This window comes from Flavobacterium sp. CFS9 (assembly GCF_041154745.1).
Taxonomy (GTDB): domain Bacteria; phylum Bacteroidota; class Bacteroidia; order Flavobacteriales; family Flavobacteriaceae; genus Flavobacterium.
The window spans coordinates 2,126,809-2,142,806 of sequence record NZ_AP031573.1; the positions used below are offsets into that span (position 1 = coordinate 2,126,809).

At 37.4% G+C, this 15,998-nt stretch carries 10 protein-coding genes; 4 read left to right on the forward strand and 6 right to left on the reverse strand.

What is annotated here, in order from left to right:
* Positions 1 to 84 precede the first annotated feature (84 nt).
* Complete coding sequence (locus ACAM30_RS09360; RefSeq protein WP_369618244.1) at positions 85 to 1,053, forward strand: C1 family peptidase; 969 nt, start codon at positions 85 to 87, stop codon at positions 1,051 to 1,053.
* Between the two features lie 91 nt (positions 1,054 to 1,144).
* On the opposite strand, the gene ACAM30_RS09365 is transcribed toward ACAM30_RS09360, so the two are convergent.
* The 6 genes from ACAM30_RS09365 to ACAM30_RS09390 all read right to left on the reverse strand — a co-directional run bounded on the left by ACAM30_RS09365 (position 1,145) and on the right by ACAM30_RS09390 (position 13,495).
* The gene (locus tag ACAM30_RS09365) at positions 1,145 to 6,340 is read right to left on the reverse strand and encodes a T9SS type A sorting domain-containing protein (protein ID WP_369618245.1); all 5,196 of its coding nucleotides are present in this window, start codon (positions 6,338 to 6,340) and stop codon (positions 1,145 to 1,147) included.
* Between the two features lie 82 nt (positions 6,341 to 6,422).
* Positions 6,423 to 6,860, reverse strand: coding sequence for a retropepsin-like aspartic protease (locus ACAM30_RS09370; protein ID WP_369618246.1), 438 nt, complete (start codon positions 6,858 to 6,860; stop codon positions 6,423 to 6,425).
* The gene (locus ACAM30_RS09375; protein WP_369618247.1) at positions 6,812 to 9,475 is read right to left on the reverse strand and encodes a CHAT domain-containing protein; all 2,664 of its coding nucleotides are present in this window, start codon (positions 9,473 to 9,475) and stop codon (positions 6,812 to 6,814) included. Before ACAM30_RS09375 ends, ACAM30_RS09370 begins: the two co-directional genes overlap by 49 nt.
* Before the next feature lie 411 nt (positions 9,476 to 9,886).
* Complete coding sequence (locus tag ACAM30_RS09380; protein WP_369618248.1) at positions 9,887 to 11,839, reverse strand: PKD domain-containing protein; 1,953 nt, start codon at positions 11,837 to 11,839, stop codon at positions 9,887 to 9,889.
* 180 nt (positions 11,840 to 12,019) lie between these two features.
* Positions 12,020 to 13,003, reverse strand: a complete 984-nt coding sequence (locus tag ACAM30_RS09385) for a hypothetical protein (RefSeq protein WP_369618249.1) — start codon at positions 13,001 to 13,003, stop codon at positions 12,020 to 12,022.
* A 192-nt stretch (positions 13,004 to 13,195) separates the two neighbouring features.
* On the reverse strand, positions 13,196 to 13,495 hold the full coding sequence (locus ACAM30_RS09390; RefSeq protein WP_369618250.1) for a hypothetical protein: 300 nt from the start codon (positions 13,493 to 13,495) through the stop codon (positions 13,196 to 13,198).
* 148 nt (positions 13,496 to 13,643) lie between these two features.
* Here ACAM30_RS09390 and ACAM30_RS09395 point away from each other — a divergent pair, with 148 nt between their 5' ends.
* From ACAM30_RS09395 to ACAM30_RS09405, 3 genes are all read left to right on the forward strand, one after another.
* A complete protein-coding gene (locus tag ACAM30_RS09395; protein WP_369618251.1) occupies positions 13,644 to 14,228 on the forward strand; it encodes an RNA polymerase sigma factor in 585 nt (194 codons plus the stop codon).
* Positions 14,229 to 14,230: 2 nt separating this feature from the next.
* Positions 14,231 to 14,956 carry a tol-pal system YbgF family protein gene (locus tag ACAM30_RS09400; RefSeq protein ID WP_369618252.1) on the forward strand — a complete coding sequence of 242 codons (726 nt, stop codon included), beginning with the start codon at positions 14,231 to 14,233 and terminating at the stop codon, positions 14,954 to 14,956.
* Positions 14,957 to 15,157: 201 nt separating this feature from the next.
* Positions 15,158 to 15,937 (forward strand): TatD family hydrolase, encoded by a 780-nt coding sequence (locus ACAM30_RS09405; RefSeq protein WP_369618253.1) that lies wholly within the window; start codon positions 15,158 to 15,160, stop codon positions 15,935 to 15,937.
* Positions 15,938 to 15,998: the final 61 nt, after the last annotated feature.

Below are 15,998 nucleotides of genomic sequence, written 5' to 3' on the forward strand. Positions count from 1 at the left end.
AGTGTTAATGTTCTGCTAAAATTAATAATAAATTCGTTAAATAATTTAACAAACTAAAAATTAACAACAAAACCCAAAAGAATTATGAAAAAACTATTTACCAAATTTTCGATTAAAAAAATGGCACTTGTACTGCTGGTATTGCTTGCCTTGTACTCTTGTGAAAAAGGAAATGACCAGACAGAAGCCGTTGCCCAGGAAAAATTAATGGACGGTAATGTCGATCTTTTAGACAAAGGAAGATACGGACTTGCTCAGATGCCGGATGCCTATTTAAAGAGTATTGAATTTTTAACTCCCGTTGATTATCGTGCGAGAATTGCTGAGTTAAGACCAGATTTAGTGACAAGCACTCAAAAAATGTCATTGACTGCTAAAGTTGCGGCCGCAAAAAACTTACCGACTCCACCGGTTGGAGATCAGGGAAGCGAGGGTTCCTGCGTAGGCTGGGGAGTGGGTTACGCGGCACACAGTATTGCCAGATATCTTAATAATTCAGTACACCAAAGTAATTGGAGCGGGGCTTCAAGAAGTGCGGCGTATATTTACAATCAGATAAAACTGGGGAATTGCGGAGCAGGTTCTTACCCGAATGATGCCATGAATCTGATCAAAAATCAGGGAGAATGTTCAGAGGCTCAAATGCCTTATATTGCAGGAGGCTGTTTTACACAACCATCAGCACAGCAAAAAACATGGGCTGCCGCCAGAAAAACGGGAGGATGGTTTAATGTGAATCCGAGAAGTACAGCTGATATCAAGTATTATCTGAATCAAAATTATGCCGTTGCAGTGTGTTTTGATGTTAATCAGAGTTTTTATGATATTCGTAATAACAACCATGTTTGGTCCAGTCTTTACGGCAGCAGACAAGGAGGTCACTGTGTATGTATCGTAGGATATGACGATGCGACCGGGCTTTTTAAAGTGCAAAATTCCTGGGGAGCAGGTTGGGGACGCAGCGGTTTCTTTTATGTAACGTACAACAATATTGCTAACGGAGCCTTCAATTGGGCAGGATGTATTATTCCAAATCCAGGAGCGAATTCTTAGTCACACAATTAACTCAATCAAAAAAAGGAGACTGTCTAATTTTTTAGACAGTCTCCTTTTGTTTATAGAAAATTATGAGCTTTTTGTGGCTCTATTTCTTGATTATTTTAATGGTTTTGATTTGCCCTTCTGCTTTTACTTTAAGGAAATAGAACCCTGTAGCAACATTAGATAAATCAATTTCAGATTGTGTATGGTTTATTCTCTTCGTTAAAATAGTCTTTCCGGAAACCGAGATTAATTCAATCTCATCAATAGCCGAACTGTTCTGTATGGATAAGTTGTGCTGAACAGGATTTGGATAAAATCTGAAATTTGACAGTACAAAATCCGGTGTAGTCAGCGATCCGTTTACTTTTGCTGTAACGGCAAGACGTTCTGTACTTTCGATTCCGTCTATTGTTTGGGAGGCATAATACGTAACTCCGTCAACTAAAACAGTGGTCAACGGCAAAGGAGTTTCAGAAGTTTTACTCGTTTTACCTGTTGAAAGACCTTTAGTGCTGTACCATTTTATGTTCTGACCTTCGATAACAAGATCTCCTAAAGTCTGGCCTGATTTAAAATCGACTGTTATTGTATTTTTACCTTCTATTAAAGGTGCAGGAGGATCTACAGTAACATGAGTTAATGCAATACATCCCATAGCGTCTCTTGCAGCTACCTGATACATCCCATAGTTGAAAACTGTAAAAGTATTGCCTGACTGAAAAGTATTTAAATCTAATGAATATTGATACGGAGCAGTGCCACCGGTTGCTGTAACAGTTATATTTTTATTGTAAACAGTTGCTGAAACAGCTACAGGAATTGGCGCTTGCAACATTAAACTGGTTGTTTCTGTACAATTATTAGTATCTCTTACAGTTATGGTGTAAACACCGGCATTTAAATTCGCGAAGGTATTACTTGCCTGATAAGGACTTCCATTTATGGAATAAGTATACGGAGCCTGTCCTCCTATAGCATTTGCCATGATTACTCCGTTTGAAACGCAGGATACTGAGGAAATAACTACCGCAGTAAGATGTACCGGATTTGGAGCTACAATCGTTGTAACAAAAGTATATAGGGCATTGTTCAAATCACGCACTTTTATACTATAGCTGCCAGGGGGAACTGTAAAAGTATTGGAATGACTATAAGTTACACCATTATCGATTGAATATTGATAAGGAAAGATACCTCCCATTGCCGTTACGGTTATTATTCCCATTGGATTATTACAATCTGGCTGAACAACAGCAGCTGTTGCTAAAAGCGGATTAGGAGCCGAAATGGTTACCTGATTTTGTAATGAAGAACAGCCTCTGGCATCTTTAACAATCACACCATAGGTTCCGGGAGCCAGATTATAAAAGCTATTTGCGCTCTGTGCCGGAACTATAATTGTGTTATTGCTGTTCAAAAGGGTGTAAGTATAAGGTGCTGTTCCTCTGGTTGCACTTACGATTATAGCTCCGTCGTTACTGGTTGCAGTTGTTGCATTGGTAATGATCAATGTACTTTCGGGTGCAGTGTTTGGGGTTATCGTAGCGATTACGGCAGTGATACATCCATTGTTGTCTTTGGCCTTTAAGGTATAGGTTCCGGGAGCTAAAGTGAAGGTATTCGCTGCTGAAAATGTATTAGATTCGTTAACAGAATAGGTATACGGTGGCTGTCCTCCGATTGCGGTAATGGTTGCGACATCAAAATCGTTACAATTTTGAGCCTGATTAATGGCTACAGTTGCCACGAAAGAAACCGGTGTTTCTATAGTAAATACTGTACTGAAGCTGCATCCATTTGCATCTCTGACTTCCAGAATATAATTTCCGGGATTTATACCCGTATAGAAAGAACTAGATTGAAAAGGAAGACCATTTAATGAATACTGATACGGAACAGTACCACCAACGGCATTAATAACGACATCACTCACAGGAGAAGAGCAATTTGTAATGGGGGTATGAGTGACTGTCGCTGTTAAAAGAGCAGGCTGTTCCAGCGTTATAGCATGTACAAGTGCAGTACAATTTAGAATATCTCTTACCAGAACAGAATAAGTCCCTGCAATTAAATTGGTAAAAACAGGATTGGGAGTATAGGTAACCCCATTGTCTATTGAATATTGATAAGATCCGTTACCTCCTGAAGCAATAACATGTATAGTACCATTGCTAATGCAATCTATTGTTTTGGTAACAGTAGCTGTAGCAGTTAAAGAGTTTAAAGCAATTATAACAGCAGTTGTGTTGGCTGTAGCAGCTTGTGAATCTTTAACTTTTATCAGATAACTTCCGGCAACAAGGTTAGGAAATACATTTGAAGAAGTATAATTATTACCGTTGTCTATAGAATACTCATAAGGTGCAGTTCCACCAGTTGCAGTAACCGTAATGGTCCCTTTAGTATTCTCACAGGTAATTGGAGTTACTACAGCTGAAACGAGAAGAACAGGAGGCTGAACAATCTCTATAAAATTTGGTTGAAAAAGACATCCTTTTGTATCTATCGTTCGAACAGTATAAATCCCTACAGGCAGATTATCAAATCTATTAGAATCTTGCCAGTCCATAATTATTCCATTATTACTTTCTAAAGAGTACTTGTAAGGCGGTGTTCCGCCTGTTGAAGATGCAGTAATCGAGTTGCCATTAACAGCAAGTGTGGATTGTATGAAAGCAGGTTCTGATAATGTGACAGATACAGTAGTTTGACAGCCATTTTTATCTAAAACTTTTATGGTGTGAGTTCCCGGGCTAACATTTCTAAAAGTATCATCAGTTTGTAATGAACCATTATCAAGAGCGTAGGTATAGGGTGACTGTCCCTGAGTTATATTTACTTTTACTACACCATCACTGGAACTATTACAACTTATTGCAGAGATAATCTGTGCTGAAGCCAATACCGGTTTTGCGTTTGAAATTGTAATCGAAGCAGTAGTTTTAAAATTATTTGAATCCCGAACGGTTACCAGATAACTCCCGGCATTTAAATTAGAAAAGACATTTGAATTTACAAAATTCTCCGGACTCGACATAGAATACTGATAAGGAGCGGAGCCTCCGGTTGCTGTTACCGTTAGGATACTTTTTAGATCCGTACAGGTGATAGGAGTTGAAGTAGCTGTTGCAGTAAATGGAGCCGATTCAGAAATAATGATATCAGAGAACCAAACCTGACTGCCTTTTGCGTCTCTTACGATTATCTGGTACGAACCATTGATTAGGTTTGTAAATATATTGCTCTGACTTGTAGTTATTGGAAACCCTGTCGATTTCTCAAGGACGTAACTGTAAGGCGAGATACCCCCACTGGTAGTAATCGTAACGGTACCTTTGTCGACTACATAAGAAGCAACAAGCGGAGTAGGCTGTACTACTGTTATAGGTACAGTTAGAGTACAGTTATTAGGATCTCTTACGGTAATCGTGTGGTTGCCATAACTTACATTCGAATATATTCCTGATTCACGGTAAGTACCTCCATCAAGCGAATATTCATATTTTCCGTAACCCCCACTTGCAGTAATAGTTACAGATCTGTCAAAATACTTAACATCGGCGGTTAGTGGAGCAGGATTCTCTAATAATACTGTTGTTGAAACAATACAGCCGTTAGCATCTTTGGCAGATAAAGTGTAATTCCCTGCAGCTAAATTTTCAAATAGGTTATTAGAAGTATAAGGCCCTCCGTTTATTGAAAAAAGAATAGGCGATTTTCCGTTATTGGTTCCCACTAATATGGAACCATTAGAATCTCCGTGACACAATATACTTTTATAAGTTGTGTTTATTACGGGTATTTTTATTGGATCTATAGTTGCAGTTGCCGTAGCTACAGCGTTTTGTGCATCAAGAACTTTTACATTGTAAGTTCCTGCATTTAAATTAGAGAATACATTAGAACTGCTATACGTATTTCCGTTATCTATTGAGTATTGATAAGGCAAAGTTCCACCATTTGGAGTAATCGTAATCGTTCCGGTAGTAATGATACATGTAATAGGAGTTACTGCTGCTGTTGTCGTAAGCGGTGTAGGCTCATTAAGGATATTGATTCCTTTTTGTGAAAAAGTACATCCGCGGCTGTCTGTTACAATAGCTTCATACGATCCGGCCGCTAAACCTGTAAATGGATTAGTTGTTTTAGAAGGAATCAGGGTTCCGTTGCTATCTTTAAGGGAATAGTTATATGGGGTAGCTCCACCGGAAACCATCAGTTCTATTTTTCCCGCATTCGTAGCATTACTGTCATTTGTTATAATTGGACTTATAGTTACAGCAGTATTAATAAGAGGCATATTTAAACTAAAAGAGATAGTACATCCGGTTGCATCCTGTATTTTTACCGTATAGTCTCCAACGCTTAAATTTTTGAAAACATCCACTGTGGTAAACTCATTTCCAATAGAATATAGATAAGGAGCTTTTCCTCCTGTCCCGGTAACTTGAAAAGAACCGTCGTTTCCTCCCTGACAGGTAATGCCTGTCCTGTTGCTAACCCTCCAAGACAATGGTTTTAAAGATTCTACAATTAGTGTTTTCGAAGCGACACAGCCATTACCATCCCGAACATATACGGTTTGATTTCCGGGGCTTGGATTGATAACAGTATTATTTTGTGTATACGTAACTCCAAAATGGGAATATTCATAATTAGAATTACCCCCACTTCCTGAAATGACTATTCTTGGAACACAATTTACATATTCAACCTTTGCGTCAGCCATTAATATAAGAGGTTGTACGATCTGAACAACTTGAGTCATCGAAGTACAGCCTAGGGCATCTTTTATGGTTATTGTATGATAGCCAGGTGACAAATTGGTAAAGTTAGCTGTAGGATTACCGGTATAAATCGTAAAAGGGCCACTATTCAGGCTGTAAGCATAAGGCGCTTTACCTCCTGATGGCGCAACAGTTATGGTGCCGTCATTTTGTCCGAAACAGCGAACAGGTGTTGTAAGAGGAGTAAAGTTTATTGGATCATATACTTTTATATTAAAGTAATTAGTCGTTACACTTCCATTGTTATCTATTCTGGCATAAATAGTTTTAGAACTTTCTGCACTGGTATAATTTGCCGGATTTGTTATAGCATTTAAGTTATCAGTTGCATCTGCAAGGCTTAAATGATAACTAACCGTAGTTTCGGCAGGGTTTAAATTACCAATTAAAAGTGCTTTTTGAGTAGTTAAATTAAAGGAAGTATTCCCGTAACAATGCTCAATGTCGCTGACCTGAGCATAAAAATAATTGGAAAACAATAAAATAAAAAAAAGTAGAGTTTTTTTCATACGTATCGGTTTGTTAAAAATAGGCAAACAAATATATACAAAAAAACGGACTAAAAATTTCAGTATTTAAATTTGTAATCGATTATTTTAAATACAAATAATGGTTGTAATAATCGATAATTGCTTTGCCTTCAAGCAGAATATCTGCACCAATAATACCATGAACAGGTTTTGCTTTGTAAGACTCCAAAGCTTCATTTACATGAGAGAGATCAAAAATAACCAGACTAAAATCGTGGTTTTTCCAACTTCCGAGCTGCAGGCGATTGTGCTTTGAAATTTGGGTTAGCATTCCCGTTCCTCCGGCACCCGAAGCTTTGGTTTTTGAATTCTTTGCGGTCAGTTCAAAACGTTCAATACTTTCAAATCCTACACAGGAGTTAGAGGCCCCGGTATCTAAAATAAAATTTCCCGAAATACCGTTGATTTTTGCCTTAATCAATAAATGCTGTGTTTTGGTAACCTTGAATTTTATTTTTCTGTATTTCTCTTTTTTGAGAACCTCGTGAAGATTTTCCATTTTCGATTGTGATTGAAAACCAAAAATAAACCAATTACCCCCAATAAACTAATGATATAAAAGATATAATTTGTCGATTGTTTCTCTGTTTGGATAGCACCATAGTACACAAAAGAACTCCAGTAATAAGGAGATTTTTTAGCATTCGAAATGGACTTGTCCTGTAAAAAAGCACGTTTTGCATTTGTATTGGCTTCCGTATAGGATTGCCCCCTTTTGATGTTTTCATAAAAATAGGTCATAAAAACAGAGGTTGTATAATCGTTGACTTTCCATAAAGAGAACAATAAATTCTGTGCCCCTGCAAACTGAAAACCTCTGGCCACACTCATAGCACCTTCACCTTTGTACAATTTACCGATTCCGGTTTCACAGGCGCTCAAAACTACTAAATCAGGATTGACATTCAGATTGTATAATTCGGAATATAAAATTTCCTGATCGTAAAATTTAATGCTCGCAGGAGTTTCAATATCACCTGAAGAAGCGTGAGTACTTAAGTGTAAAATCGAATAATGGTTCGCATTATTCTTGAAATTGGAGAAAGTAGCTTCTGAGTTTTCTAAATATCTTCCCTTAAAATTACGTTTGATGGCCTCTAGTTCCTTTTTGGAATAACGCAATTCAAAAGAAGTATTTTCGAAAACCGGAAAAACGCCTAAAATGGTATTTTCTGAATTTGAAACCGGGTTAGGGTTAAGATACAGGTTTGCAGAAGTAGCATAAGCAATCCTGAAATCATTCAGTAAATAATGCATTCTGGAAAAATTGGTGGTTTTTGAGTCCTTTGTAATCAAAGCCTCAAAAGGCAAGAAGTTTAAAATGCCATCGGGAACAATGATGAGGTTTTGGTAAATAGTATTTCGTGGCATCTGCAATAAATCATATACTTTTTTGCCATAGTAGTTGTATCCCGAAATATCATTTGTAATGGCAGCTGAGGTATTAAAAAAGTTTATAAATTTTAGAATATCCAGCATAGCCGTATGTGCCGTATAAAGATGATTGAGACTGATTCGGTTGTTCTGCAAGGTGAAATAATACAAATTTTCAGCTCCCATAAAGTAGTAAACCATAACCGCTTTGTCTTTTTCCAGTTTCGAAAATAAGGTTTTTAGATCGCTGATCTCAGGAAGTAAGTCAGGGCTTTTAGACTGAAGCTGTTTCAGCGAGAGCATTACTTCATTTTGCTTTCTGATCGCTATGTTGATGTTTGCAATATTGGCCAGACGGCCCTTTTGCTGCTCTTTAACAATAACATTGTTTAAATTTTGAAGCCGCTGTAAAAGTGATTTTTCTTCTGTAGTTGCTTTTTTAATATTCGAATGATAATTTTTTAAAACTCCTGATTTTGTTTTTTCCGCCAATTGAAAAGCGCTCTCGAGATATTCCGTTTTGTTTTCTTTCTGAAACAGACGATCATAAATCAAAAGGCATTTTTCGGTACGGTTTCGGGAACGAATCTGACTGATTATCTTCGAGTTTTCGTAAAGAGTAAGGTTCATCAAGAGCTCTTCGATATGAAGCGAAAGTTCATAAGATTCCAATGCTTTTTTAAGCTGATTTTGACTCAGGAAAAGCTGGGCCTGTAAATCGAGTGCATCAATTAAAACCGTTTCGGCGTACAATTGATTTTGATTCGGAAGAGCTTGCGAGTCTTCATAATTTGGGATTAAAAATTTAAAAACGGCTTTAATTTGTTTGGTGCTTTCAGCATATTTTCTCTCATCAAAAAGCAATAAAGCTTTTTCATAGTACAGCTTTGCTATTTTTCGGGTTTGTACCTGAGGGGTTTCCAGTAGAAGTTTTTCCGCTTTTGCTAAATAAGAATTGGAAGCTTCAAATTGATGTCTTTGCCGATTTAACATCGCCAGATTCCGGTAAGAATTAGATAAAGTCTCGGATTGGTTTTTCTCGCTTTTCAAATAATTTACAGACGACTCAAAGGTGTTTTCGATTCTCTGATACAGCTCAGGGCGTATTAAATTACCAGTGGAACTTAACAGGTAATTGTTGCCCAGATTATTTAGTGCAATTCCTTTTTGAACATTAGACAGTTTCTCCGTTTTCAGGATTTGTTCCAATAAATCAATAGCCAGATTGAATTTGCCCGAACTCTGATAGACATTGGATAAATTCAGAACCGCAGCAAATTTTTGCTTTTGGGCATCCGGATATTTTGGAGTAGTGTTGACAATAAAAAAATACTGCTTTATGGTATTTTCCGCACTGTCATAATCCCCCAAAACTGTATACAAATTGCCTAAGGGTTTCAGGCAGTATTCGATGATATCATAATCTGTAAGTTTGTTTTTCTGATAAATTTGCCAGGCTTTTTCATAACTCGCGATTGCTTTCTCTGTTTTCCCAAACTGATTTTCATAATACGCTTTATTGCAGTTTAAAACTACAATCGCCAGTAATTCCCCTTTGGTTTTAGATTTCGGATTTTTCCAGAAAACAGCTTCTGTATCAGTGAGATTTTGTAGTGCTTTTGTGGAAGGGTGAGCAATAAAGATGTCAATTGCGGTATATATTTGATCTTCCTGATTCTGTCCTAAAACATTCAGATTGAAAAAAAGGAAGATTGAAACATATAAGCAATATAAGTTCATATAATAGATGTAATACTACGATTGTCCGTCTGAGCGAAGTCGAAGACCTTTATTGTAAGGAAGCCTTCGACTTCGCTCAGGGTGACATTCAGTGGCGAAGAAATAACATTTAAAACTTCTAAAATCCACATAAGTTATATAAGTTCATAAAATAATAGATGTAATATTACGATTGTCCGTCTGAGCGAAGTCGAAGACCTTTATTGTAAGGAAGCCTTCGACTTCGCTCAGGGTGACATTCAGTGGCGAAGAAATAGCTCTTAAAACTTCTAAAATCCACATAAGTTATATAAGTTCATAAAATAATAGATGCAATATTACGATTGTCCGTCTGAGCGAAGTCGAAGACCTTTATTGTAAGGGAGCCTTCGACTTCGCTCAGGGTGACATTCAGTGGCGAAGAAATAGCTCTTAAAACTTCCAAATCCCATAAAACTGAAAATAGTTAAAATTCTGCTCAAAATTAATCACATAACGCGCTCCAAAACTCGGCCCGATTCTCGCAAAACCGGCTGTTAAATCGAATAAAACTCCCGTTTTTAAATTTCCAAAACCGTTCTTTACCGAATTGGATTCCGATCGGGTACTGATCAGAAACTGATCTGTTCCGCCTTCAAAGTTTTCAATTTTTTTCGTTTGGTTTTCTTCTGATGAAATGTCAAAATTGGCCTGAATTCCGGCTCCGACTCCTATATAATTGTTAAGGTTATAGCGAATCAAGACCGGGATTTCCCAGTTTACATTTTTGTTTTCGGTTGTAGAGGTGGTACGTTGCAATTGCTTCACACCGTTTGCACTTACTACCGTTTGATCAACTATCATTAGACCGCTTTCGTATTTGTTCAGGGCATTAATCCATTCGGCCTGCCAGTAAAACCGATACGATTTAAATGGCGAAATAGTCGCCCCCACAAAATAACTCGTCGATTTTTCCAGATCAGGATACAAATTATAACCGGCTTTAGCTCCAATTGAAATTCCGGGAAGGAACCGCGTTGTGGCATAGTTGGTAATGATGGGTTCGTTTTTATCAAATATAATAGCCGTTCGGCTTCGGGTTTTTACTTTGTGAAAATCTTCACCAAACTTCATCGAATACTTTACAAAACCTTTTGTACTGTCTTTTTCATGTACATTTTTCTGTTCGCTTCCGGGTAAGTAAATGTTTTTGAAAGTAAAAAAGATTTGATTCTTTTTGATAATGGTATCCAGACAGCTTGTCGTTGGAACTTCATCTTTTGGACAGATGGGACATTTGGGATACATGTCTTCGATCTGGAAAGTTTTTTTGTCAAACATATCCGGAATATCGGTTTCAAGTCTAATCATACGTGCAGGACCTTCACCGTTGTTTTGAAAACGTGTTTTAAAATTTACTCTTTTAAAACGAACCAGTCTGTAATTCATAAAACGTCCGTTAGAGCCCATTTTGTTTGGGTCATGAGAGGTTACGATTTCCATTTCCAGATTCTTGATTTTATGGTTTTTATAGCTTCTATTCGGGACAAAAATACCACGCATCGTAACCGTTGCACTGGTATCTTTAATCATTTCGGGAGTCGTTTTAAAAGTATAAAAAACATTTCGGGTCTCATTAGGATTCGCATCCTCAAACTCTAAAACCGAAACATTATGATAGGTTTTATGGGCATCAAGCAGGGAAGCATCCAGGTCCTCTTCGCTGGTTGTATTTCTGTATTTTTTGGCTTTAAAAGTGTTTTCGACAGAAGCAGTATAATTTTTAGAATCGTCCAGATCGTCCACAGAAGCAACAGCTTTTTCCTTTACTTCACGCTCGTTGGCATAGGTTCTGAAATCAACCAGTTCGAAATTATTATTCTTAAATTGCTTTTCATTATAAAACAAATACAGTTTTCCGCTGGAAACATAATTCTCCAGATTCTGATAACTCACTACGACTACCATTTCCTGTTCCGGAATCGGGTCACAGTTTTTTAAAATGGCAAATCCGTTTTGATCGGCGATAGAAGCAATGTCTTTATAGTTGGTGTCGGTAAGGTCATTTACGGCCACTTTTTTCGGGCGTGTTGCCGGAGGTTTTCCATTGTCGTAATTGTTGGTTACGGCAAGTCTGGTCGTATAGGTTCCTTTGTTTTTGTAGACATGTTTTGGTTCGGCTTCTTTGCTGTAATGCCCGTCACCGAGTTCCCACAAATAAGAATAACTGGGTTTTGGAGCACCGGCAATAGGAATCAAAGGAGGAGTTTCGGGTTTATAAGTAACCGTATTTCCGTTTTGAATGAAAACAATATTGGCTCTTCGCGTTATGGTGTCTTTTACTTTCGTTTGACCCATCGCGAAAACAGAAAACAGAATCAATAAAATCGACGATAGTGGTTTCATAACTAGAGGGTTTTAGCCCTGATGGGAGCGGCATCCTTTTGTACCGGGGTTCGGGACAAAAGATACAGCGGACAGCAGGATTAGCTTCTGAAAAGCATCAGAATTAATTTGAAAACTGGATTAAATGTAAAAAAAAGTGATGAGCAAATCATCACTTTTTCTTAAAAAGTATTTTGTAACTTACTGAATAGCATTGATTGCAGCTACCAATTGTGCTTCAGTCCCCACTACTGTTTCCCCCAGTGTAAAGGTGTAGATGTCATTTGCAGCAACCGTTACGGCTTTAATCGCATATCGCCATTGACCATTGTCTTCGGTTACAAAAATCACATGACATTTTAAACCAATTGGGATCTGTCCGTAGTGCTCGCTAAACAATCCGGCAGCTGTGTAAGTATCTAATTTTGCAAGCGCATTAGTACCTTCGCCATCATAAGACAAATAAACTGCACTGTTGTTATTGTCGTAACCGTCAGGAGCATCAACCAAAAGAGTGGTTTTCGGTCTTGGGTCACTGTAAAAACGGTCAACGTTTGTCCATCCAAAATTACCAAAAGTCACGTAGTAATTGGTTCCTTCGCCCTGAACGCCGCCTTTACCTCCGGTTCCGTCAGCATTTGGTTTAGGCTGTTCCCATGCCAGTTCGCCTTGTTCATCAATTTTACCCACCCATAAAGTCATGGCATTGTCTACACCATCTGTTAAAGCAGCAGGAACAATTAAATTCATAGAACAGGAACTTTTAAGCTCAACACCGCCCTGAGTAGCTCTGATGAAAAATTCTCCACCGGAAATCAATAAGTTTTTCTTTCCGTCAGGCATAACTCCCATGGTAGGTTTGTTGGTAACCAGCATAGTTCCTTTGTCAAAAAGTTCGATGTACTCAATTGCAACCGCTCCCGTTACCGCAACTCCATTTTTGGTAAGGCAGTCTCCGTTGATGCTTAATTTTACTCCTTTAGCCGAAGTTAAAGTTACCACACCGGTTCCGGCAGTAATGGTAAAGTTTTGTGTGTTTTTCTTCACCCCTTTTTCGCTTATGCTTTTAAAAGCGGTAGCCGAGGGAGGCAAAATAAGATTATCGTCGCCGTCACTGTTGTCACAGCTTACAAAACTCATTGCCAATAAAAATAAAAGTCCGATTTTTTTAAAATGTGTGTTCATGATTTCTAGTTTTTATAAATCTGTCCTGATGATCAGGTGGTTTTCAGATTTCGGTTGTTAATTATATTGCTATATCAATTTGGGTTTGATATTGTTACCCTTATTATTGAAATTTATTTCTGAACTTGTTCTTATTAGTAGTAAATCAACTTTGATAAACAATTGTTACCCCTGTTTTTGTTTTTTCTGAATTTATTCTGAAAGACATTTATCTTCAAATAAATTACCGTCTTCATCTACAGCAACAAGAATACTTGTCTTTCGTGAAAGCGTTATTGTAAAATAGATCCATACTGTAATCCAGAGTCCGAATGTGATACAGGTAAGAAAGAGGTGCAACGGATGATTGATTGCTTTTGGCTTTTTGGATAAAACCACATACGGAAGCTTTTCGTTATGCTCCACGACCACAAATCCATTTCGTGTTTTGGCAGAAATCATCTGATGAAATTGATCCAAACTCTTTTCGTTTACAAATTGATAGGTTTCCATTTTCCTGATTTTTGATGGTTTTTAGATTCTTATAGGAGACTATTTTGTTAGTTCTTCGCTATTACATCAACTTGATTTGTTAATTGTTACCCTATGACATGAAATTTATTTCCAATTGTTTTTTAAATTAGCTACAAAATGGTTCTTTATGGTAAAGAGTAAAATTCATCCCGATCAAATGTATATTGAGGGCATTGCTGCAAATAATTCTGCAGTCATTCAAAGCATTTACAAAAAATTCGTTCCCAAAGTAGTGATGTTCGTTATGAACAATTCAGGAGATAAGGAACATGCTCAGGATGTGGTCCAGGAAGTCATGATTTTACTTTTTAATCAGGCCAAAGCGAAGACACTGCAATTGACTTGTCCTTTTGACGCTTACTTTTTTTTATTGTGCAAAAGGAAATGGCTTAACGAACTTAAAAAAACATCCAATAAAGGGGTAACAATTAATGAGGATGCAGTATCTATGAATGAATCTGCTCTGGAGTTAATTGGTCAGACCGAAGAATTTGATGAAAAACAGCAGCTGTTTGATGCCATGTTTCAGAAATTAGGAGACAAATGTCAGGAGTTGTTAAAACTAAGTTTCACCACCAAAACGATGGAAGAAGTTGCTTCGAAGCTCAACGTGACTTACGCGTATGTTCGTAAGAAAAAATCGTTGTGTATAGGGCAATTGACACAGTGGATTCAGGAAGCCAAAAATTTTAAATCGTTAAAAAATAATTAGTCATGAACGAAGAACGCTATATATTATTCGATCAATATCTTCAGGGAGAAATGACTGTTGAGGAAAAAGATAGTTTTGAGAAACAATTGTCTGAGGATCATGAACTGGCTTCGGAGTTTGAAACTTTCAAAGAAGTGCAGTTGCAGCTTAAAAATAATTTTGCACACCAAGTAGAAAGAGAAGCCTTTACTGCAAATCTGACGGAGATTTCAGAGAAACATTTTAATGCCAACAAGCCTAAAGTGGTTCAAATGCGGCCTTGGTATTTCGCAGCTGCGGCATCAGTCGTTATTTTATTCGGACTGTTCTTTTTTGATTACAATCAGAATCCAGATTTTGAAGATTTTAATCATCCCGAAACTGCTTCTTTTGTCGAACGAGGTGATGCGGACGAAACTTTAAAACAAGCAGAAAAAGCATTCAATGAAAAGAATTATGAACTGGCGATTCCGTTTTTTGAAGAAATTTTAAGGGAGAATAAAACACCCGAAATACAATATTTTTATGGAGTTTCTTTACTGGAAGAAAGTGATTATAAAGAAGCAGAAGCCGTTTTTAATGAACTAAAATCAGGTAATTCAGCTTACAAAGAAAAAGCCAAATGGAGTCTGGCACTGTCCAAATTAAAACAGAAAGATTACAATGCCTGCAGAGAAATCCTGCAGACCATTTCGCAGGATTATGAAAACTACGACGACGTTCAGGAGTTATTGGACGAGTTGGATTGATTGTTCAAACAGGGAAACAGCTAATTATTTTATACTTATTCAAACCCGACAGGTTTTTAAAACCTGTCGGGTTTACTTTTTAAATATCAGTTTTATTCGCGTTTTCACAAAGTGAATCCGTAAGCGATGTTTCATCATTACACTCAAATTGGGAAAGTTTTTAATATTATCGTAATTTTGGGCCATTAAAAATTACAACAATTGAATTTGAAGCCCATAATTACCGATACACATACACATTTATATTCTGAAGAATTTGATCAGGATCGTGACGAGATGATGCAAAGAGCTATAGAGGCCGGAGTAACCCGTTTTTTTATTCCTGCTATTGATGCCGCTGCAACACAGTCGATGTACGATCTCGAGCAAAATTACCCGGATTATGTATACCTGATGATGGGATTGCATCCTACTTACGTGAAAGACAATTATGAAGAGGAATTAAAACATGTAGAAACCGAACTGGCCAAACGAAAGTTCTATGCTGTGGGGGAAATCGGAATCGATTTGTACTGGGATAAAACACATTTGAAAGAACAGCAAATTGCTTTTAAAAGACAAATTCAACTGGCCAAGCAATACAAATTACCTATTGTGATTCATTGTCGTGAGGCTTTTGACGAAATCTTTGAAGTACTGGAAGAGGAAAAATCAGCAGATTTATTTGGGATCTTCCATTGCTTTTCAGGAACGTACGAACAGGCACTTCAGGCACTGTCTTACAATATGAAACTGGGAATCGGAGGGGTCGTAACATTCAAGAATGGAAAAATCGATCAGTTTCTAAATCAGATCGATTTGAAGCATATCGTTCTCGAAACCGATTCTCCTTATTTGGCACCGATTCCATATCGTGGAAAAAGAAATGAAAGCAGTTATCTGATAAATGTTATTGCCAAATTAGCCGATCTATATGACGTTTCTGAGGAAGAAATTGCAGCGCGAACCACTCAAAACTCAATAGACGTTTTCGGGATTTAACCCATACCTTACAATAGTTTAATTTTTTTTTTGTTCTTTTGCTCACTTAATACCAATATAA